Origin of the sequence: Bariatricus sp. SGI.019, assembly GCF_050315235.1 — a bacterium.
In the GTDB taxonomy this organism is placed as follows: domain Bacteria; phylum Bacillota; class Clostridia; order Lachnospirales; family Lachnospiraceae; genus JAFBIX01.
Map to the genome: position 1 here is coordinate 1 of NZ_JBNPOQ010000019.1, position 21,562 is coordinate 21,562.

The 21,562-nt window shown below is 39.6% G+C and carries 18 protein-coding genes and 1 tRNA gene; 2 read left to right on the forward strand and 17 right to left on the reverse strand.

Features of this window, described 5'->3' with window-relative positions; translation table 11 throughout:
* Positions 1-115: 115 nt before the first annotated feature.
* The 10 genes from ACQRD1_RS11790 to ACQRD1_RS11835 all read right to left on the reverse strand — a co-directional run bounded on the left by ACQRD1_RS11790 (position 116) and on the right by ACQRD1_RS11835 (position 14,115).
* Complete coding sequence (locus ACQRD1_RS11790; RefSeq protein WP_427787619.1) at positions 116-2,104, reverse strand: 2-isopropylmalate synthase; 1,989 nt, start codon at positions 2,102-2,104, stop codon at positions 116-118.
* Between the two features lie 186 nt (positions 2,105-2,290).
* On the reverse strand, positions 2,291-3,820 hold the full coding sequence (locus ACQRD1_RS11795; protein WP_235233526.1) for a sodium:solute symporter family protein: 1,530 nt from the start codon (positions 3,818-3,820) through the stop codon (positions 2,291-2,293).
* Positions 3,821-3,944: 124 nt separating this feature from the next.
* A complete protein-coding gene (locus tag ACQRD1_RS11800) occupies positions 3,945-4,421 on the reverse strand; it encodes a methylglyoxal synthase (protein WP_235233525.1) in 477 nt (158 codons plus the stop codon).
* A gap of 66 nt (positions 4,422-4,487) precedes the next feature.
* A complete protein-coding gene (locus ACQRD1_RS11805; RefSeq protein WP_235233524.1) occupies positions 4,488-5,363 on the reverse strand; it encodes an NAD(P)-dependent oxidoreductase in 876 nt (291 codons plus the stop codon).
* Between the two features lie 17 nt (positions 5,364-5,380).
* Positions 5,381-6,046 carry a UDP-N-acetylglucosamine pyrophosphorylase gene (locus ACQRD1_RS11810; RefSeq protein WP_235233523.1) on the reverse strand — a complete coding sequence of 222 codons (666 nt, stop codon included), beginning with the start codon at positions 6,044-6,046 and terminating at the stop codon, positions 5,381-5,383.
* Positions 6,047-6,070: 24 nt separating this feature from the next.
* Positions 6,071-8,104 (reverse strand): DNA topoisomerase, encoded by a 2,034-nt coding sequence (locus tag ACQRD1_RS11815; RefSeq protein ID WP_235233522.1) that lies wholly within the window; start codon positions 8,102-8,104, stop codon positions 6,071-6,073.
* A gap of 18 nt (positions 8,105-8,122) precedes the next feature.
* On the reverse strand, positions 8,123-10,237 hold the full coding sequence (ppk1, locus tag ACQRD1_RS11820; protein ID WP_235233521.1) for a polyphosphate kinase 1: 2,115 nt from the start codon (positions 10,235-10,237) through the stop codon (positions 8,123-8,125).
* 665 nt (positions 10,238-10,902) lie between these two features.
* Positions 10,903-11,988 carry an aspartate-semialdehyde dehydrogenase gene (asd, locus tag ACQRD1_RS11825; protein WP_235233519.1) on the reverse strand — a complete coding sequence of 362 codons (1,086 nt, stop codon included), beginning with the start codon at positions 11,986-11,988 and terminating at the stop codon, positions 10,903-10,905.
* 18 nt (positions 11,989-12,006) lie between these two features.
* A complete protein-coding gene (argH, locus tag ACQRD1_RS11830) occupies positions 12,007-13,386 on the reverse strand; it encodes an argininosuccinate lyase (protein WP_235233517.1) in 1,380 nt (459 codons plus the stop codon).
* A 117-nt stretch (positions 13,387-13,503) separates the two neighbouring features.
* Positions 13,504-14,115: an epoxyqueuosine reductase QueH gene (locus ACQRD1_RS11835; protein ID WP_235233516.1), complete on the reverse strand. Its 612-nt coding sequence runs from the start codon at positions 14,113-14,115 to the stop codon at positions 13,504-13,506.
* Between the two features lie 139 nt (positions 14,116-14,254).
* On the opposite strand from ACQRD1_RS11835, the gene ACQRD1_RS11840 reads away from it, so the two are divergent.
* On the forward strand, positions 14,255-15,022 hold the full coding sequence (locus tag ACQRD1_RS11840) for an ABC transporter ATP-binding protein (RefSeq protein ID WP_235233514.1): 768 nt from the start codon (positions 14,255-14,257) through the stop codon (positions 15,020-15,022).
* Positions 15,015-15,812 (forward strand): ABC transporter permease, encoded by a 798-nt coding sequence (locus tag ACQRD1_RS11845; protein ID WP_235233512.1) that lies wholly within the window; start codon positions 15,015-15,017, stop codon positions 15,810-15,812. Before ACQRD1_RS11840 ends, ACQRD1_RS11845 begins: the two co-directional genes overlap by 8 nt.
* Positions 15,813-15,874: 62 nt before the next feature.
* Here the strand turns inward: ACQRD1_RS11845 and ACQRD1_RS11850 are convergent, their stop codons facing one another.
* From ACQRD1_RS11850 to ACQRD1_RS11880, 7 genes are all read right to left on the reverse strand, one after another.
* The gene (locus ACQRD1_RS11850; RefSeq protein WP_235233511.1) at positions 15,875-16,468 is read right to left on the reverse strand and encodes a GTP pyrophosphokinase; all 594 of its coding nucleotides are present in this window, start codon (positions 16,466-16,468) and stop codon (positions 15,875-15,877) included.
* A gap of 174 nt (positions 16,469-16,642) precedes the next feature.
* Positions 16,643-16,715: transfer RNA gene (locus ACQRD1_RS11855), tRNA-Thr, on the reverse strand.
* Between the two features lie 88 nt (positions 16,716-16,803).
* Entirely contained in the window at positions 16,804-17,739 is a 936-nt protein-coding gene (locus tag ACQRD1_RS11860) for a M14 family metallopeptidase (RefSeq protein WP_235233510.1), read from the reverse strand.
* Positions 17,736-18,674, reverse strand: a complete 939-nt coding sequence (locus tag ACQRD1_RS11865) for a M14 family metallopeptidase (protein ID WP_235233508.1) — start codon at positions 18,672-18,674, stop codon at positions 17,736-17,738. Before ACQRD1_RS11865 ends, ACQRD1_RS11860 begins: the two co-directional genes overlap by 4 nt.
* Positions 18,675-19,448, reverse strand: coding sequence for a transglutaminase-like domain-containing protein (locus ACQRD1_RS11870; protein ID WP_235233507.1), 774 nt, complete (start codon positions 19,446-19,448; stop codon positions 18,675-18,677).
* 1 nt (position 19,449) lies between these two features.
* Positions 19,450-20,142 (reverse strand): alpha-E domain-containing protein, encoded by a 693-nt coding sequence (locus ACQRD1_RS11875; RefSeq protein WP_235233506.1) that lies wholly within the window; start codon positions 20,140-20,142, stop codon positions 19,450-19,452.
* The gene (locus ACQRD1_RS11880; protein ID WP_235233505.1) at positions 20,124-21,437 is read right to left on the reverse strand and encodes a circularly permuted type 2 ATP-grasp protein; all 1,314 of its coding nucleotides are present in this window, start codon (positions 21,435-21,437) and stop codon (positions 20,124-20,126) included. The genes ACQRD1_RS11875 and ACQRD1_RS11880 overlap by 19 nt, the downstream gene beginning before the upstream one ends.
* Positions 21,438-21,562 lie beyond the last annotated feature (125 nt).

The window sequence follows — 21,562 nt, forward strand, 5'->3', positions numbered from 1 at the left end:
CAACTCTTTTTTCTGTTATGGATTCTTGGCGAAGGATACCGGATACAGACCAGCCTATTCAACTCCCTTGCGCCGTACACCTCCCAATTACCAACTAACTAATCTAAATTCCCATCTACTTCTGATTTCTGAACTGCATTGGTGTCATGTTATAAGCTTTCTTAAACATTCGATTAAAATGCTCAACATTCTGGTAACCAACCGACAAGGCAATATTCTCTACCGTCATATTGCTGCTCTTCAAAAGTGCTTTTGCCTTTTTCATTCGAATCTTCTTAACCAGCTCACCAAATGTCATTCCTGACTTCTCTTTGATATATTTAGAAATATATGGTTTGGACAGATAGAATTTTTCTGCCAGATCATCCAAAGTAATGTCAATATAATTGGCCTGAATATAATTCATGATTTCAATCATTCTGGCATCTTTACATGGATCAGCAGATCCCAGTTCTTCTATCTTATTAACAGCTACAATTAATGCCTCAATGGAAGCACGGATAATATCTGCATCAATGCCAACGCCCCAGAAAGTCTTGCCTTTACAGATGATTCCAACATATGCTACTGCCTTAGAAGAAGATCCTTTAGTGAGTGAATGCTCCTCATAAAATGTAAGTTCATAACTAATGTTAAAATACTGCTTAATCGCGTTGCTGACAGCATCCAGACGTCCATTACCATTGGCAGTAATCACTCTACTCTCACCGGCATGATTAATCGTTACTTCTGCAGTGATTCCGTCAACTTGCTTGAAATGGCACTCATCCACATGGAAGATACTCTTCGTATTAATATAATTGTCTGCAAATATCTGATATACCCACTCTGGTGTAAGTTCTTTGTGTGCCTTGTCAGATACATCTTTTACGAGATATCCAACTTCTTCTCTCATCTTCTGTGGCAGATTAATACCATGACTTTGCTTCAGGATATAATTGACACCGCCCTTGCCAGACTGACTATTGATACGAATAACATCAGAATCATACTTTCTTCCAACATCCTGCGGATCAATCGGCAGATATGGAACTGTCCATGTATCACACTGTTTCTCTTCTCTCCAAGTCATACCTTTAGCAATTGCATCTTGATGAGATCCTGAAAATGCTGTAAATACCAAATCTCCAGCATATGGCTGACGCTCATATACATGCATTCTTGTCAAACGCTCATAAGACTCTCTAATCTTCTGCATATTTGAAAAATCAAGTCCCGGATCCACACCATGAGAATACATATTCATTCCCATTGTAACAATATCTACATTACCGGTACGCTCTCCATTTCCAAATAAAGTACCTTCAATACGGTCAGCTCCTGCCAGAACTCCAAGTTCTGCCGTTGCCACACCACATCCCCTGTCATTGTGAGGGTGTAAACATAAGATAACGTTATCTCTATATTTCAGGTGCTTATTAACATATTCCAGCTGGCAGGCAAATACATGTGGCATTGCATTTTCTACGGTTGTTGGGATATTAATAATTGCTTTATTATCTGCTGTTGGTTTCCATACATCCAGGACTGCATTACACACCTCAACCGCATAATCCACTTCTGTTCCTGGGAAACTTTCCGGACTATACTGAAATGTAAAATTTCCATCCGTCTCAGACGCCAACTTCAGAAGCAATTCTGCTCCATCAATCGCAATCTTCTTGATCTCCTCTTTACTCTTTCTAAATACCTGCTCTCTCTGTGCAACAGATGTAGAATTATATAAATGGATCACTGCATGTGGTGCGCCTTTCACTGCCTCAAATGTCTTCTTAATAATATGTTCTCTTGCCTGAGTCAGTACCTGTACTGTAACATCATCCGGAATCATATTCTTTTCAATCAAGGTTCTCATGAATTGGTATTCCGTCTCAGATGCTGCCGGAAAACCAACTTCAATTTCTTTAAATCCTATTTCCACCAGCATCTGGAAAAATTCCAGCTTCTCATCCAAACTCATTGGTTCAATTAATGCCTGATTTCCATCTCTCAGATCCACACTACACCAAATCGGCGGTTTCTCAATATATTCTTTTTTCACCCAATCATAAGTAACCTCCGGTGGCATAAAATATGTTCTTTCATATTTCTTACAATTTTTCATACAAATACCTCTCCTTCTATGACAATTCGAATAAAATTCATCAATTTAATTGTTTTATTTTAATCATAACCTATCCTAACATATGTCAACAAAAAAGGAAAGTGATGATTTTAATCACTTTCCTTGATGTATTTTAATATTATGTCATTTCATTTTTCTTCATCTGGAATCAGACGAGAATCACTTCTAATTTACCTCCAAAGAACGCTTTTTTGTAATGGTTACTTTCTCTTCATAACATTCAAATATGTCATCCACTTGCTTTTTGTTCATCTTTGGTGTGATCAGACTAACAATCGGTACAATAACCAAACCAACAATCATTGCAATTGCACCTGCATTGATTGGGGATGCAATATAATGCAAGAACATATTGGAAACTGTGATTCCAACACCTGATGCAAAGCTTGCCCATACCGCAGCTTTTGTAACGCCTTTCCAATATAATCCATACATAAATGGTGCCAGAAATGCTCCGGCAAGTGCTCCCCAGGAGATACCCATAAGCTGAGCAATAAAGGTCGGTGGATCCAATGCGATTACTACAGATAATACAATAAAGAATACAACCAATACCTGCATTGTACGTACTTGTTTCTTTTCGTCCATATCTTTCATCACATTACCTTTCAGAAAATCAAGCGTCAATGTAGAACTAGACGTCAGCACCAATGATGCCAGAGTCGACATGGATGCAGATAACACCAATACTACAACAATACCAATCAAAATATCCGGTAGCGTTGACAGCATATATGGAATAATTCCATCGTAGATCATACTTCCGTCTTCTGCATAAATGGTTGGATTATCGAATAATCTTCCAAATCCGCCGAGGAAATAACATCCACCAGAGATGACAACAGCAAATAAAGTGGAAATAACTGTACCTGTGTTGATAGATTTCTCATCTTTGATTGCGTAGAATTTGCCGACCATCTGTGGAAGTCCCCATGTACCAAGCGATGTCAGAATAACAACTCCCAGAAGATTCAGCGGATCTGGTCCAAAGAAAGAAGTAAATGCACCTGGCTGTCCCATCGTAACCGGCACATCACTTGGGATCTCTGCCATCTGACGGATTGCTGCAATAAATCCGCCCTTTCCGCTTAAAACAGCTGCAATAACAGCAATGATACCGCCAAGCATAATAATTCCCTGGATAAAATCATTGATAGCTGTTGCCATATAACCACCAAGAATAACATAAATTCCAGTAAATACAGCCATTACAAGCACACAATATGTATAAGGAATATTAAACGCCATCCCGAATAATCTAGATAATCCATTATATACAGATGCAGTATATGGAACCAGAAAGATAAATACGATTGCTGATGCTGTGATCTTAAGCGCCTTACTGTCAAATCTCACTCCAAAGAAATCCGGCATTGTCTTGGAATTCAAATGTTGCGTCATAACTTTGGTACGTCTTCCTAAGACAACCCATGCCAAAAGACTTCCAATGATTGCATTTCCCAAACCGATCCAAGTGGAAGCAAGACCATATTTCCATCCAAACTGTCCGGCATATCCAACGAATACAACCGCTGAAAAATAAGAAGTTCCATATGCAAATGCCGTAAGCCACGGCCCTACAGAACGTCCTCCTAATACATAACCATCCACACTCGTTGCATGCTTTCTTGAATAAATTCCTACCGAAACCATAACGGCAAAGAAAACAATAAGCAATAACACTTTAATAACCATATGCTTCTCCTCAACTTTCATTCCCTTTTTGTTGCTTTAAACCGCAACACTTTAACGTATTAAAGTTTAACCTGAAAGTAGTTTATCATATAGTCTATTATATGTCAATGAAAGAATGCTCTGTTTATTTCAATTTCTCCACACGTTCCTGAACAGTCTTATTAAAATTCTCTACTTTTCTGCTGTATACACCATTCATATATTTAGAACTCAACATAAAATCTGCCGTTGCCAGATTATTCGCAACCGGAATATCATATACAACCGCAATACGCAGTAATGCTTTTACATCTGGGTCATGTGGCTGAGCTTCCAGTGGATCCCACAAAAAGATCATAAAATCAATCTGCCCTTCTACAATCTTTGCACCAATCTGCTGATCACCTCCAAGGGGACCACTATTATATCCTTTTACTGGAAGTCCTGTCTTCTCAGATATTAATCTTGCAGTCGTTCCTGTTCCACATAAGAAATGTCCTTTTAAGATCTCCTTATTCTTATCACACCACTCTACCAGTTCTTTTTTCTTACCATCATGTGCGACCAATGCAATATGTTTTGCTTTTCCAGTCTCAAATGTTACATAGTTATCATCTAACATATACTACTCTCCTTTCTATGAGTCCTTCCTATCGTACTACATTTTTTCACCATATACAAGAAATTATCATTCTTCTCCCGCTTCTGCATAGTATTTCATAAGAGCCTGCGTTCCAAGATTGCCGTAGCCGGCAGCCTCTAATTCTTCATAGTTTGCAAGCACGAGACTCAACACTTCCAAACTCAGTTCGCTCATATTAGCCTCTGTAAGCGCAAGTTTCATATCCTTTACAAAATGTTTCAGAAAAAAACCTGGTTCATAATCTCCTGCCAGAATCTTTGGCCCGAATATATCTAACTGCTTACTTCCTGCAGCTCCTGTAGATACCGAATCCAGGAATACTTGTGGATCTAATCCTTTTGCTTTTGCATAAGTCAGAGCCTCACAGACACCAGACAAAGTTCCTGCAATCATAATCTGATTAGCAAGTTTGGCATGCTGTCCACATCCTGCATTTCCTTGATAATTTATATTTGTTCCCATTGCCTGGAATAATGGCATACATTTTTCAAAATCCTCTTTCAGACCGCCAACCAATATAGAAAGAGTTCCTGCCTTTGCCCCGGTATCTCCACCAGTAACAGGTGCATCAAGTACGTGATACCCCTTTTCTGTCCCCTCTTTATATATCTTCTCAGCAAGCATCGGACTTGTTGTCGTCATATCAATCAGATATGCTCCTGACTCTGCACTATCCAGAATATTTCCTTCCTCAAAGTATACTTCCTCAACATCCTTTGGAAAGCCTACAATTGTAATTACTGCTTCACAATCTTTTACACAATCCTGAATCGACTCATGGAAATTTGCCCCTTCACTGATTACATCCTTTACCTTTTCTTTATTTCTGGCATAAATATGAAGTTCAAATCCCGCCTTCATGAGATTACGCACCATAGATTTTCCCATAATGCCAACGCCAATAAAACCTATTTTATTCATAATACATTCTCCTTTCTCTATCTCTTTTCTACTATCTCTCCTTGTCTTTTATAGATACTATTTGCCGGCACATAGCCTCTGACACTTGAAAGCGGATAGATATTGGAATGGCTTCCTACCACACTTCCAGGATTCAAAACAGTTCCACATCCAACCTCCACCTCATCGCCAAGCATTGCACCAAATTTCTTGATTCCTGTCTCAATATTCTCTTCTGGTGTTTTAACCACGACCAGTTTTTTATCTGACTTAACATTAGATGTGATAGATCCTGCTCCCATATGAGCTTTATATCCCAAAATGGAATCACCAACATAATTGTAATGAGGGACCTGTACTTTATTGAATAAAATCACATTTTTTAACTCCGTGGAATTACCAACAACAGCACCTTCCCCTACGATAGCATTCCCACGAATAAATGCACAATGTCTTACCTCAGCATTTTTGCCAATAATCGCAGGTCCATGTATGTAAGCTGATTCAAACACTTTGGCAGACTTAGCAATCCACACATCATCACCTATTTTATCATAGTCCTCCTCCGGCAATGTCTCTCCCAACTTTAGAATAAATGCACTGATTTTTGGAAGAACTTCCCAAGGATAGGTCACTCCCTCAAAAATATCTTTTGCAATAGTCTCATCCAACGTATACAATTCCTCTACTGTCAATTCTTTCATATGATTCTAACTCCTTTATTTATTTTACTTTTTATTTGAATATTTTCGCCCTTGATTAGATTTTTTATAAAATTGTGCTGTTTTATCATAACAGGCACGTAACTGATTCTGATTATAAAGCTCTTTAACTCCTTGCGTCCTACTTACAATAAAATGATCCAGTTTACGCATATATTCATCTGGCGTAATCTCGCCTTCTGCAACATAATTCAATCCCTTTTCCCAGCTCGCAGTCAATTCTGGATTTAAAAGAGATTTGATAGAATGATCCACCACATCATAGATCATTTCTCCAAGCATCGTCGGCGTCACAATCTGCGTCTTCTTATTCAAAGCCAGATATTTATTATGGAACAGCTTCTTAAGTATCTCTCCTCGTGTTGCACTGGTTCCAATACCACTTCCCTTAATCTGAGCCCGCAATTCTTCATCTTCAATCAGTTGTCCTGCATTCTCCATGGCCAGGATCAAAGAACCAGAATTATAACGTTTCGGAGGTGAAGTCTTTCCTTCCTTAATATCCAGCGATTGCACTTCTAAAATCATTCCTTTTCGCAAAGATTGTATTTTTTGAAAAAAGGAAGCATCTGTATCTTTTTCCTCATCCTGCCCGTCATCCGATGTAATAGTTTTCTTCTGTCCCGGAATTCCTGCAACCTTTAAGTAACCTTCTTCTGCAAGCACTTTAAAATTTGAAAAAAAGGATTCCTCTTTCATCTTGGTCACAATTGCCACTTTCTGATAAATCGCCGGAGGATAGAATATACTCAGGAATCTCCTTACAATCAAATCATAGACCTGACATGACAGATGAGACAATGTACCTAACACATTCAATCCCTGTCCCGTCGGAATAATCGCATAATGATCTGTAATCTGCTTATCATTCACATAACGAGTTTTTTCTAACCCCTTATGACTTCCCAATGCAACAATATCTTGAAGATATGGCACCACAGGCTGATACTTCATCAGACCATTCAGATTCTTATGAATTTCCTTTGCCACGGCTGTAGACAGCACTCGCGCATCCGTTCTGGGATAAGTCACGAGTTTCTTTTCATATAATTCCTGTACGATTCGAAGTGTCTCATCCGGACTAATCTTAAAACGCTTAGAGCATTCATTCTGTAGCTCTGCCAGATTAAAAAGCAAAGGCGGATTCTTCTTCTCTTTTTTCTTTTCAATGGATACAATCTGACACTGCATAGGTTTCTCATCACTCAAATATGTAATCAGATCCTCTGCTTTTTCCCGTTCTTTAAATCCATTCTCTTTATACAAGTCGAAAGACTCAAACCAACGAGACCCTTTGACCGCTCTCCATTCACCTTCAAAACTTTGTTCCTGATCACCGATAGTACTGAGCACACGATAGAAAGGCGTTTCTACGAATTCCCGAATCTCTCTCTCCCGTCGTACAACCATTCCCAACACACAAGTCATCACTCTTCCCACAGAAATCACAGAATACTTTGTGTTCAAATAATTAGAAATACTGTTGCCATACTTTAATGTCAAAAGGCGGGAAAAATTAATTCCCATCAAATAATCTTCTTTCGCTCTCAAATAAGCTGATGCAGACAGATTGTCATATTCCTTCAGATCTTTTGCTTCCCGAATACCTCTTAAAATCTCTTCTTCTGTCTGAGAATCAATCCAGACACGGCGCCGTTCCTTTCCATGCACTCCTGCCTGCTGCTCCACCAGACGATAGATATATTCTCCCTCTCGTCCGGAGTCAGTACATACATAGATCACGTCAACATCTTCTCGGTTAAGAAGTCCTGCAACAATCTTATATTGCCTGGACACTGCCGGAATGACTTCATATTTAAACTCCTTTGGTATAAAAGGCAGAGTTTCCAAACTCCACCTTTTCAAATTCGGATCATACTCTTCTGGGTAGCTCATTGTTACCAGATGTCCTACACACCAGGTAACAATTGCCTCGTCTGACTCCAGGTATCCGTCTTGTCTTCTAGTCTTTATCTTCAGTGCCTTGGCAAATTCCTGTGCCACACTCGGTTTCTCTGCAATATACAGTGATTTCCCCATAAATCTTATCAAAACTCCTTATCTTTTCAAGAGCCCTTTCAACCATCTGCCCAGTCCATTTTCCTGCTCTGGCGTCTCCTTCTTGGCATGGATTGCCTCTTCCATAAAGACAGCCTGTGAATCAATCATTGGCTCTGATGCTTTCTTCTTTACAAAAGCTCCGTTGCTCTGTAAGATTCTGGCCTTGATATTATCACCAAGCATCACTTTCAGATAATGGTTGATCTGGCTTTTTATATTATCATCCAATACAGGGCAGGCGACTTCTACTCGCTTCTCCGTATTTCTCGTCATCATATCTGCCGAACCAATATATATCTTTTGATTTGCCCCCGTACCAAAACTAAAAATACGCGGATGTTCCAAAAATCTTCCCACCACGCTCATTACTCTCAGATTATCTGTATAGCCTGGTACTCCTGGAAGTATACAGCATATTCCTCTGACAATCAAGTCGACTTTCACACCAGCCTTTGACGCTTCAGAAACCTTACGGATAAAATCTACATCCGTAAGAGAATTCATCTTCATAATAATTCGTCCATTGTTTCCTTTTTTAATCTGCTCATCTATCAAATATAATATTTTCTGCTTCAGACTTGTAGGTGACACGATCAGATAATCATAGTTTCCATTTAGATTACCTATGGACATATTCTTGAAAAATTCAGCAGCATCTCTTCCTATTGCCTGATTTGCAGTCATCAAAGACAGATCTGTATACATAGTCGCAGTTTTCTCGTTATAATTACCAGTTCCAATCTGTGTAATATACTGTATCTCATTACGGTTCCGGTAAGTAATCAGACAGATCTTAGAATGTACCTTATATCCCTCAAATCCATAGATGACCCGACATCCTGCTTCTTCCAGACGCTCCGACCAATCAATATTATTCTGCTCATCAAATCTCGCCCGCAATTCAATCAATACAGTGACTTCTTTTCCATTTTCTGCCGCTGCACACAGATATTCTACCAGACGAGCTTTCTTGGCCAGACGATAAATTGTAATCTTAATCGTCAAAACATTTGGATCCACGGAAGCTTCTTTAATCAATTTCAAGAAAGGATTCATGCTCTCATAAGGATAAAACAAAAGGATATCCCTTTTCTTTACCTGCTTCATCACACTTCCATCCTGCACATGAGCTGAATTCTGCGGAGAAAATGGCGTGTATGTCAAAGACCGTTTCATAGACTCTGGAAGATTTCCTGCAATCGAAAAAATATAATCCAATTTCATTGGCATCTTGGTACGAAAGATCTGTGCCGGTGTAATGTTAAATTTTTCGCAGAAATACTTCTCCATATCCCCAGTCAGTTTCTCGGCGATTTCTAATCGTACAACCGCCATTTTGCGGCGTTTATGAAGAGTCTCTTTCATCAGCAGCCTGAAATCATCATTAACCTCCAGCGCCTCATCATCCGGTGATACATCTGCATTTCTTGTAACACAAATATAATTGGCATCCGACACCTCATACTGTTCAAAGACAAGATTCAAATATTCCATGATTACCTTTTCCATGCGAATATAACGGATATCATGCCCAGGCAAAACCAAAATATCTGATACGAACTGTGGAACCGGAACGATTCCAAGAGTCGTCTTCCCTTTTTCTGATTCCTTATGCTTTAAATTTGCCGTAACATAGATGGCTTTATTTAACAAATGTGGGAACGGATGATTCGCATCCACAATCTGCGGAGACAAAATCGGCAGAACCTGCTCTTTAAAATACTTTTTCACATATTTCTTCTCAGACTGTTCTAATTCTTTAAAATCCAGACCACAAATTCCATACGGCGACAATTGCTTCTTAATCTCCGCATATGTCTTATCCCGTTCTTTATAAAGAGGTGCAACTGCCCCATAAATCTTTTCCAATTGTTCTTTAGGCGTCATACCAGTACGGCTGTCCTTATTATTCGCATCTGTCTGTGCCATATCAAATAAACTTCCGACACGAATCATAAAAAATTCATCCAAATTACTGGTAAATATTGCAACAAATTTCATTCTTTCCAAAAGCGGAACCGTTGGATCCTGTGCTTCCTCCAGGACTCTCTGATCAAACCGAAGCCAGGATAATTCTCTGTTTTGCGTATAATTGTATATCTCTTTGTCCATATCTGCATACCTCGCATTTTTCACTATAACATCTTTTTTTATTTTAACACTTCACCATCACAAAAGGAAGAATGAAATGGGAATTTAGATGAGTGAGTTGGTAATTGAGAGTGTACGGCGCAAGGAAGCTTGGTAGGCTGGTTGCTATCCGTCTATCCAAGCTTCCTTGCGCCTGACATTCTCAAATACTGAACGAACTCATCTGGAGGAATTCCTGGCGCGAAGCGCAATGGGGAGCGATGTTTTATACTATTTATCATTATTTCAATGGAAGAATCAGTTAGTTATTCTGCCAGTTTTTTGACATATCTTTGCTATGATCTTTCCCTCTGCATAACGCGCAGGAATTCTCCCGGATGAGGAAGTTGCGGATTTGGGGGATGTCAGGCGAGAAGATGGATGGGATGGCTGCCATTCGTTGGACAAGCGATAGAATCCGTTATGGGAAAAGAAGCAGATATTTTGTGCGATGATTTGGCCTCAAGCCAAATCTGAAAAGGCTGCTGAGCCTCGAAATCATCAGGATTTCGGGGTGAATCAGCCTGGTCACAAAATATCTGCTTCTTTTCCTGTTATGGATTCTTAGCGAAGGACTCCGCAATGGCAACCATCCCATCCGTCCTCTCGCCGTACACACCCAATTACCAACTAACTAATCTAAATTCCTACTTCGCCTGAATGTATCCTTTGGCTGTCAGGGATTCTGCGCACAGCACTGCTCCGCCTGCTGCACCACGTACGGTGTTGTGAGACAGTCCAATAAACTTATAATCATAGATGCTGTCTTCTCTCAGACGTCCGATAGACACACCCATACCATTCTCATAATCTACATCCATCTTTACCTGTGGGCGATTGTCCTCTTCCAGATACTGGATGAACTGCTTTGGAGCACTTGGGAGCTCTGCTTCCTGTGGAAATCCTTTGAAACTCTCTAATTTTTCGATTAACTGCTCTTTGGTAGGTTTCTTTTCAAAGTTAATGAATACAGCTGCTGTATGTCCATTTAATACCGGGACACGCAGACACTGACAAGTAATCTTTGGTTCTTTTGCCAATGTAATCTGACCGTCTTCTAATGTTCCAAGTACACGGAGTGGTTCCTGCTCACTCTTTTCTTCCTCTCCACCGATATATGGAATAATATTCTCTACCATTTCCGGCCAATCCTTAAACGTCTTGCCTGCACCAGAAATTGCCTGATAAGTGGTTGCAACAACTTCTTTTGGTCCAAATTCCTTCCATGCTGCCAGACAAGGAGTATAGCTTTGGATAGAACAATTTGGTTTTACTGCAATGAATCCGCGTGTTGTTCCAAGGCGTTTTTTCTGTGTCTCGATCAGACCAAAGTGCTCAATATTGATTTCCGGAATTACCATTGGTACATCCGGTGTCCAGCGATGTGCACTGTTATTTGATACGACAGGGGTCTCAGTCTTTGCATATGCTTCTTCAATTGCACGAATTTCATCTTTTGTCATATCTACTGCACTGAACACAAAGTCTACTGTTTCAGCAACCTTCTCTACTTCATTCACATTTAATACAATCAGATTTTTAACAGCCTCCGGCATCGGAGTATCCATTTTCCAGCGTCCTCCTACAGCCTCTTCATAAGTCTTTCCTGCAGAACGTGGACTGGCTGCCACTGTTACAACTTCAAACCAAGGATGATCTTCAAGCAATGAGATAAAACGCTGTCCAACCATTCCTGTTGCTCCTAAAATACCTACTCTTAGTTTCTTTTCCATCTTCACTCTCTCCTTCTCTTAGTATTCATCCATATATTTCTTATATACATCAACCACTTCATCCATTGCACTCTTACCTGGTGCACCAATGGTAATTCGTTTATTTACACAAGTTTCCAGACTAATTGCATCATAGATATCTTCCTCAAATACAGGAGATATCTTTTTATATTCTTCCAGCGGAAGCTCATCCAACGCAATCTTTTTCTCCAGGCACAATAATACCAGCTGCCCAACGATTCCGTGTGCATCTCTAAACGCAACTCCATGGTTTACCAGATAATCAGCAGCGTCCGTTGCATTGGTAAATCCATGTCTTGCGCTGTCTTTCATCCGTTCCTTATTAAACTGCATCGTCCGAAGCATTCCTGTAAACAAAGTCAGGCAGCCCTTAGCAGTATCAATTGCGTCAAAAGCCCATTCCTTATCCTCTTGCATATCCTTATTGTATGCAAGCGGAATCCCCTTCATCGTTGTAAGCAATGCATTCAATGCTCCGTATACTCTGCCCGTCTTACCACGGACAAGCTCTGCAATATCCGGATTCTTTTTCTGTGGCATGATACTACTTCCAGTGCTGTAAGCATCATCAATCTCAACAAATTTATATTCATTGGAATTCCAGATAATCACTTCTTCCGAGAACCTACTTAAATGCATCATAATAATAGATAATGCGGATAATAGTTCTAACAAATAATCCCTGTCAGAAACACCATCCATACTATTGAGCGTCGGTCCATCAAAGCCTAACAAGCTTGCAGTATATTCCCGATCCAGAGGATATGTCGTTCCAGCCAATGCCCCCGACCCCAACGGACACGTATTCATACGCTTATAGATATCTCTCAGCCGTTCATGGTCTCTTTTGAACATTTCAAAATAAGCACCCATATGATGCGCCAGTGTAATCGGCTGTGCTTTCTGAAGATGTGTAAATCCCGGCATATATGTATCTGTATTTTCTTCCATAATTGCAAGAATTGCATGTAACAATTCTTTCACCAGACTGTCCAGGAGATGAACCTCATCTCTTGTATAAAGTTTCATATCTAAAGCCACCTGATCATTCCGGCTTCTTCCGGTATGCAGCTTCTTACCCGGTTCCCCGATCCGATCGATCAATGTTGCTTCAACAAAACTATGAATATCCTCATATTTCTCCGAGATATCAAGCTTTCCATTCTCTACATCACTTAAGATTCCTTCCAGGCCTGCGATGATCTGCTCTTTCTCATTATCTGTTAGAATCCCCTGCTTTGCAAGCATCATGACGTGCGCAATACTGCCCTTGATATCCTGCGCATAGAATCTCTTATCAAATGAAATCGAAGCATTAAAATTATATACTAACTGATCCGTTTCTTTTGTAAAACGTCCACCCCATAACTGTGCCATATGGATTTCTCTTCCTTTCGTAAAAATATACTGTAAACGATTTTATCATATTTTTGCATAAAATCAAATGATTTCGTACTTTTTTGTATTTTCATAAATGAATTGCCACTATTATACTCAACGGTTTTCTTCCCGAATAGAAAACTCACATCCACAATAATTCTGTCTATAAAGACCATATACTTTTGATAATTCAATTGAACGTTTATATCCATTCCTCTTTTTAAAATCAGACTGCAGATAAGAAACGCCGTATTCTTCTGCAAGTCTCATTCCAATCTCATTTAACCGTTCTGCGTTCTTCATCGGACTAATACTCAAAGTCGTTGTAAAATAATCAAAAGCTCCTTGACTGGCAATCTCAGCTGTCTCTCTCAATCTCAATTCATAGCATTTCATGCAGCGTACTCCGCCTTCTTTCATATGTTCCATTCCCTCAGCCATCTGATAAAAACGCTCTTTATCGTATTGCCCCGCTATGAAAGAAACCGGATATCTGGTCCTCATCTTCTCAATCAGCGTCTGCTGCTCCAGAATCCGTTTTGTATATTCACTCTCTGGGAAAATATTAGGATTGTAATAAAATACTGTAATTTCGAAAAAATCACTCAAATATTCCAACACATAACTGCTGCATGGAGCACAACAGCTATGCAATAACAAGCGCGGTACCTTCTCTTCTCTCTCCAGACGCTGAATTGTTTTTTCCAGTTCTTTCTGATAATTCATAGGAATCCTTTCTCCTTATAGTAGACCGTGGTATTATACTTTTGCATTATAGCTTTTTCCATCGGTTCTGACAAGGTCAATCCGTCACGAATTTCCAATATTTACATAAAATAATATATAGTCATCCAAGGAGGTTCCTATGGAACAAGTATTAGAATTAAAACATATCCACTATGCTTACCACACCCTTGAAGGAGAGACTCCCACTCTTACGGATATATCCTTTTCACTAAACAAAGGAGAATTCGTATCCATAGTAGGACCTTCCGGCTGTGGCAAATCTACACTTCTCTCCCTGATTGCCGGTCTGCTGACACCAGAAAAAGGTCTGATAAAAATTAATGGAAAATATCTGCGGGAAAGTACTACAAATGTTGGCTATATGTTACAGCATGATGAACTTTTTGAATGGAGGACCATCTATAACAATGTAATTCTTGGTCTGGAGGTACAGCATATGCTGACAGCCCGAACAAAAGAAAAGGCTCATGAATTACTCAATATGTATGGTCTGAAACAATTTGAGAATTCCCGTCCTTCGGAGTTATCCGGTGGAATGCGTCAAAGAGCTGCATTAATACGTACCTTGGTGCTAGAACCTGATATCTTACTTCTGGATGAACCTTTTTCTGCTCTGGATTACCAGACACGCCTTAATGTTGGTGATGACATTGGTCAGATTATCCGCCACGAAAGAAAATCTGCACTTCTTGTCACCCATGATTTGTCAGAAGCAATCTCATTGGCAGATCGTGTCATCATCCTATCCGGACGACCAGCAACAATAAAACAGACCATACCGTTAATTTTTACTCTGGATACCGACACTCCGTTAAACAGACGTAATGCCCCAGAATTTAAAACATATTTCAATCTAATCTGGAAGGAGTTGAATACAGATGAGTGATCTATCTCAAGGTCAACAGCAATACCTTTTAAATCACCGAAAACATCAGCGTATTGTACGAATTTCCAGAATCTTGATTCTTCTAAGTTTCCTCTTTATCTGGGAATTCACGGCAAATATAGGAATCATTGATTCATTTATTTTCAGCAGCCCGTCCAAAATTGCTCTGTGTTTCTGGAATATGGTGCTTGATAAAAGTATTTTTCTTCACATAGGAATCACACTGTATGAAACCATCATAAGCTTCCTCTTAGTTACTGCCATCGGAGTCTTGGTGGCAGTTGCTCTATGGTTCAGTTGTAAGCTTTCTGAAATTTTAGATCCTTATCTGGTGGTACTGAACAGTCTCCCAAAATCAGCTCTGGCTCCTTTACTCATTGTATGGCTGGGTGCGACAAAAACGACAATTATTGTTGCCGGTATGTCAGTGGCGATCTTTGGAAGTATCTTAAGTCTATATACCAGTTTTACAACCGTAGATCCAGGAAAGATCAAATTAATCTACACCTTACAAGGCAGCCGCTTTCAGGCATTGACAAAAGTTGTCATTCCAAGTTCAATACCTGCGATCATCAGCAATATGAAAGTAAATATCGGGCTTTGCCTGGTAGGTGTTATTATTGGAGAATTTCTGGCAGCAAGAAATGGTCTTGGATATCTGATTATCTACTCTAGTCAAGTATTTAAAATGGATTGGCTTCTGATGAGCATCGTTCTTCTATGTATTATGGCAATGCTTCTCTATTCGCTGATCAGCATTCTGGAGACATGGTGCACAAAACATTATTAGCAGAGTTCTTCGATAATGCAACACAGGAGATGCAACACATCGCACCTCCTGATACATATTTCTTATATCTTATCTATTTTATTGCGCAGCTTCATCATCTTCTTATCCAATGCAGCGATCTCTTCGGAATACCCTTTTAATTCCTTCGCCACTTCCTCTGCTCCAGACACATTCTTCTTATAAATCAACTGATAATCCAATACAGACCAGAAGTCCATAGCCGACGTACGGATCTGAATCTCCGCTCTTTTTATCTCAGAATGTTCCCCGAGATAAATCGGAATCTCAACAATCATATGAAGACTCATATAGCCATTCTTCTTCGGCTTTTCGATGTAGTCCTTAATCTTAATGACTTCTACATCACTCTGTTTTTGAAGCATTTCTGCAACCTTATACACATCATCAAGAAATAAACACACGATACGAATCCCAATCAGATCATTCAGCTTTTTCTTTGCTGCCGCAAAATTCCTTTCATAATCTTTTCGGAGCAATTTTGCGTGAATACTGTCTGGTTTTTTCAGTCTGCTGCTGACCTCCCGAATAATTTCTCTGCCATACTCACGTGACAATTGTTCATTTATTATATTGATTTTTGCTTTTAATATTCCCACTACATATTGATAGCGCAGTTCATACTTTTCTTTTTCCATATCTGCAGCAATCTGCTCTATCTCTTGTTTTACTTCCTTTTTAATCTTACATTCCTCCAGTCTATATCCTGTTTCCTAATACTATTATAATGCAAATCCTATGTTACAACTATCAAATTTATGTTAAAAAAAGAAAAACTACAACTCTAATCTAAGAGCTGTAGTTTTATTTTAAGCTGGAAATCGGACTTGAACCGACGACCCCTTCATTACGAGTGAAGTGCTCTACCGACTGAGCTATTCCAGCGTTCTGCTGCTACGATCAGCAGTCACAAATATTATTATAGCGAATTTCAAAATATTTGCAAGAACTTTTTTCTATATTGTTATATATTTTACTCATGTAATCTTCGAATCATCTTATACACAATCTCACTTTCAGTGACCAGAGGTTTTTTGTGCGCGAAGAAAATGATACCGTCAGTCGGTGCTAACACTTTACATATTTCTTCCCCTTCATATGGATCTAAGATCTCTCCTAATACATCTCCCATATGAACCTCTTCTCCCGGCGATTTCAGACGACGGTAGATTCCAGATGCATTGGTTTTAACAATCGTTAGTTCCTCTTCTTTAATGATGCTGGCAATATAGCCATTATGACTGTTATATCTTAGAATTCCCATCCTTGTCAAAAAACGCAGAACTGCTGATACAGCCTGACGTGCAGATTCCTCATCTACGACATCAGTCTCACTGGTATAGACTGAAAAAGCACTGGTCTCCCATACTTGCCAGTTATAGTTCAATGTCGTTGTATCAATAGGTTTTGGTTTTCTTACCACTACATACGGAAGCCCAAACAAAGTTGCCAAACTCGTATTCTGATATCCGGTCTCCATCATGCGAACATGAGGTACAAAATCTCCCGGAAGATAAAAACTGGCGAACTGGATTCCATAGCTGTATTCTTTTACGCATTCAAACACACCCGCTGCAATTCGCTGTGTTGTCTCACCCTTATCATATCCTGGGAACATACGGTTAATATCTGTATTATCCACTGCCCAGAATCGTTTCCCAATATTCATGGCATGATGATTCACAGAAGGAATTACCATGATCTCATTATCCGATACAATCGCACCATGCATTTCCAGCTCTTTCAATTTTTTCACCAATTGAGAACACACATATAATTGCTGTACCTCATTTCCTCGAATCGCTCCAACAATACAGACAGATTTTCTTCCGCTGCCAAAACGATATCCCGTAACTTCCAGTTTCTCCCTATATGGAGAGTCCAATGTATAGATGACTTCTGTTTTCATTCTTCCGCACCTCCAAGGATCCGATTCAAAAGAGAACCACTGTATACAATCGGATATTCTCTCCGGGTAAATACTTTTCCTGTAATTGGTGCTTTAACCTCCTCCAGCACACTTCCTGTCAGTGGATCTACAATTTTTCCCAACACATCTCCTCTCATTACTTCATCAAAGATTCTGGCATCAGGAAGATAGATACCTGGATGATCTGCATTTACAAATCCGATTGCCCGGTCTGAAGATATCAGCGGCTCTCTGACAGATTCAACCGAACCACTCCAGATTCCCATTTCTTTCATAAGATTTAAAATTCCATCCACCAATTGATATCCATAATCTTTTGTTATTCGCATGCCAACACCCATCTCAACAACCAGAGTCGGTACGCCGATCATATTCAAACTATATGCCAAAGTAGACTCCAATACCGTTGCTGCCGCATGTATCCACACAAAATCTACATTTAGCAGCCTCGCATATGGTACAAGTTGATCTGCTGTTTCTTCATTAATTCTTACCTGCGGCATTTCTTCCAGATAAATATTGCTGGCATGAATATCGATGCACATATCTGCCCCCTTTAGATCAGACATCAGACGACTTACCATTGTTTCCATCATTGGTCCTTCTTCGCTTCCAGGAAATATCCTGTTCATATCCAGGTCAAACATGGGAATTCCCCGGGTAATCGAATCAATTCCCAAGGGATTAAATGCCGGATATATATCTACAATTCCATGCAGGTATTCTGGGTGTTTCTGAATCCTTTGATTTAACTCATAACACACGAATTGACCTTCCAATTCATCTCCATGCGTTCCTGTTACGATCCCAATTCTTTTCATATTATCGGATGTCTCTTCCGGCATCAGACGATTCTTTTTTATTTCCAGACGTTCATCTACCGGAAGTCCCATAGACACTACTGTCTCGACCATCTATATTTCCTCCACATTTACATAGATTTTCTGTGACTGGCAGGCCTGTCCGCGAAACAATCCCTTATCCAGTACACAATCCCCATAATCTCTTCCATGGGCCAATTTTATATAATAATCATCTACATGCAGATGATTCGTCGGATCCAGTCCATACCATCCTTCTCCTGTATAGATTTCCACCCAGGCATGGGTATAGCCTTCTCCGATCATAAGTCCATTTACATATCTGGCAGGAATCCCCTTCATACGGCACAACGCAATCATAATATGTGCATAGTCCTGACAGACTCCTTTTCGCCCTTTCCATGCTTCACCCGCTGTCGTATGAATATTGGTACTTCCAGTAACATAAGAAAAATCCTGATAGATTGCATCCATAATCTGCACAGCGGCTTTCAGATGATCTTTCGATGTGATTTTCAAAGAATTCCCATATTTTTTTAATTCCTCAGAAGGCTCTGTAAACCTGGAAGGGAATCTATACATTGGATGAAGCGGACAACGTTGCACCTGCATTCCAGACACAATAGCCATCCCCTCCACTTCATATGCAAACCGCATATGGTTATTCGCATAATGACCCACATATTTATGATTGCCAAATCCATCAATGACTTCATCCAGGCTATCTGTTGGGCTTACATATCTACTTGTAATCTGTATCTTCTGTACATCATTTGACGTCGGCACACAACGCAAAGCAAAGTAATGATCACATACAGGCTGATCGAATCTTAACTCCATCCTGTATGTGAACTGTAATGACTTCATGTTATCTCACCTCAATAATATTTCCCAGACAATCGAGAAGTTCCTGATCTCTTCCTGCCATTTTTTCTGGACAAGATAATTTATCATGAATCATACCTGCTATTTTTTCTAATGTTGACGCATCATAATACATCGGTGTTTTATGCAGACGATTCGTAAGTTTACTGAATTCTTTCTCGATATCTTTTGTGTGATACTCCAAACGAATATATAAATCTAACCTTTCTACATATTTTCCGCATTTCATAATATTGCGGCACTCTTCATCTTCCACATAATCGTCTACGCATCCCCAGAATGCCAGAAGATCATCAAGCACTGACTGTAATTCCAGAAGCGGCGCCATCTCACGCTGCTCTTTTTCAAATACGTCCAGTGCCATCTGCATATAACTGAGCACATTACTGCTCAGTTCATCCCGAAGAACAATTGCATTGTCAAAAGCCCTGTTCATATTCGAATACAAAGAATCCGGATTATCTTTTCCATAAAGATAAGATTCAGCAAACTGCTGATTTGATGTATAGATATCAGGAATATTCAATCTTTCACAGTAATATGTATAGCTTCCTTCCGGTGCCTCTATCATATCATCAAAAACCCGAAAAAATTTTCTCAGTGTCGTATATACACGTTCTGTGTACCTTCCTAACCAATACAAATGATCCAGTTTTTCTATTGAGATAATACCCATGTGTCTTTAAATCCTCCTCCCTGTGATGAATTTACTACGAACGAATCCGGATTCCTGGAAAATCTGGTTAGCCCACTCGGCCAAACTTGTGTTTTCTCGCCAGATAATACAAAAGCTCTTAGATCTGCTTTCCTTGGAACCCGTTCGTCTCCCTCTATAATGTGAAGATCCTGAAAATCAATCACTTCTTGTGCTATAAACCTTCGGGCTTCTTTCTGAACTAACGCTTTCATATCTTCCAGCTTTTCTTTTGTCAGTTCATTTCCAAAGATAACTCCGTAGCCTCCAGCTTCGGCTACATCTTTGATAACCAGCTTGTCCAGATTCTCCAGGACATATTTACGGTCCTCTTCATAAAACGGAAGATATGTCGGCGCATTCTTAAGAATCGGTTTTTGATCCAGATAATACCGGATCATCTTCGGTACAAAATAATAGATACCTTTATCATCCGCAATTCCATTACCAGGTGCATTTACAATCGCTACATTTCCCGAGCGATATACATCCATGATATTTGGAACACCAATCAATGATTCCGGATTGAACGTCATTGGATCAAGATATTCATCTGAAATCCGTCGATAAATGACGCCTACTTTCTGTTTTCCACCACGGAAATCCCTGTAATATAATTGATTTTTTTCTACGAACAAATCACTGCACATTGCCAGCACACTTCCTGTTCGTTCTGCAAGATAAGAATGTTCAAAATATGCGGCATTGTATCTTCCGGGTGTCATTATGACCCTGATGCCGCCTGTATTAACATATTCCATCGTATCCGTCAGCATCTTTGCATAATTACGATTGTCAATGATCGGATTCGTCCGGAAAGTCTCCGGTGCTACTCTTCGTTCCAATTCACGCGCAATCAGAGGATATGACGCACCTGAAGGTATTCTGAGATTATCTTCTAATATATACCAGCTTCCATCCTTTCCCTGTACCAGATCAATTCCTGAAATATGGCTGTATATATTCTTCGGAGGGCAGGCACCTTCACATTCCGGAAGGTATCCGGAAGATGAAAACACGAATTCTTCTGGAATCACTCCATCCTTAATTATCTTCTTTTCTCCATACACATCTTTCAAAAACAGATTCAGTGCATCTACTCTCTGAATAAGTCCTTTTTCCAACAATGCGAAATCATTTTTCGTAATAATTCTCGGTATCGCATCGAAAGGAAAAAGCTGTTCATGAAATGTCTGATTTTTGTAAATTCCAAACTTGACCCCATAACGTGCCAGTAATTTGTTAATTCCTTCGACATGATTCACTAGATATTCCATATTTCTCACCTTCCTAAATGAAAAAATGTTCTCCTTACAGAGGATTAACCGTAAGAAGAACATCCTTGTCCGTAATAATAACAAAAGGCACCTGATTTTTCAGGCACCTTTGCTTACTATTATAT

Coding starts and splice junctions, on each gene's coding strand:
- ACQRD1_RS11870 (WP_235233507.1), bottom strand. CDS start 19,448: ATGAAGTCATTACAGTTCACATACAGGATGGAGTTAAGATTCGATCAG.
- ACQRD1_RS11800 (WP_235233525.1), bottom strand. CDS start 4,421: ATGTTAGATGATAACTATGTAACATTTGAGACTGGAAAAGCAAAACAT.
- ACQRD1_RS11840 (WP_235233514.1), top strand. CDS start 14,255: ATGGAACAAGTATTAGAATTAAAACATATCCACTATGCTTACCACACC.
- ACQRD1_RS11845 (WP_235233512.1), top strand. CDS start 15,015: ATGAGTGATCTATCTCAAGGTCAACAGCAATACCTTTTAAATCACCGA.
- ACQRD1_RS11805 (WP_235233524.1), bottom strand. CDS start 5,363: ATGAATAAAATAGGTTTTATTGGCGTTGGCATTATGGGAAAATCTATG.
- ACQRD1_RS11875 (WP_235233506.1), bottom strand. CDS start 20,142: ATGGGTATTATCTCAATAGAAAAACTGGATCATTTGTATTGGTTAGGA.
- asd (WP_235233519.1), bottom strand. CDS start 11,988: ATGGAAAAGAAACTAAGAGTAGGTATTTTAGGAGCAACAGGAATGGTT.
- argH (WP_235233517.1), bottom strand. CDS start 13,386: ATGGCACAGTTATGGGGTGGACGTTTTACAAAAGAAACGGATCAGTTA.
- ACQRD1_RS11815 (WP_235233522.1), bottom strand. CDS start 8,104: ATGGGGAAATCACTGTATATTGCAGAGAAACCGAGTGTGGCACAGGAA.
- ACQRD1_RS11880 (WP_235233505.1), bottom strand. CDS start 21,437: ATGGAATATCTAGTGAATCATGTCGAAGGAATTAACAAATTACTGGCA.
- ACQRD1_RS11795 (WP_235233526.1), bottom strand. CDS start 3,820: ATGGTTATTAAAGTGTTATTGCTTATTGTTTTCTTTGCCGTTATGGTT.
- ACQRD1_RS11865 (WP_235233508.1), bottom strand. CDS start 18,674: ATGGTCGAGACAGTAGTGTCTATGGGACTTCCGGTAGATGAACGTCTG.
- ACQRD1_RS11850 (WP_235233511.1), bottom strand. CDS start 16,468: ATGGAAAAAGAAAAGTATGAACTGCGCTATCAATATGTAGTGGGAATA.
- ppk1 (WP_235233521.1), bottom strand. CDS start 10,237: ATGGACAAAGAGATATACAATTATACGCAAAACAGAGAATTATCCTGG.
- ACQRD1_RS11860 (WP_235233510.1), bottom strand. CDS start 17,739: ATGAAAACAGAAGTCATCTATACATTGGACTCTCCATATAGGGAGAAA.
- ACQRD1_RS11790 (WP_427787619.1), bottom strand. CDS start 2,104: ATGAAAAATTGTAAGAAATATGAAAGAACATATTTTATGCCACCGGAG.
- ACQRD1_RS11835 (WP_235233516.1), bottom strand. CDS start 14,115: ATGAATTATCAGAAAGAACTGGAAAAAACAATTCAGCGTCTGGAGAGA.
- ACQRD1_RS11810 (WP_235233523.1), bottom strand. CDS start 6,046: ATGAAAGAATTGACAGTAGAGGAATTGTATACGTTGGATGAGACTATT.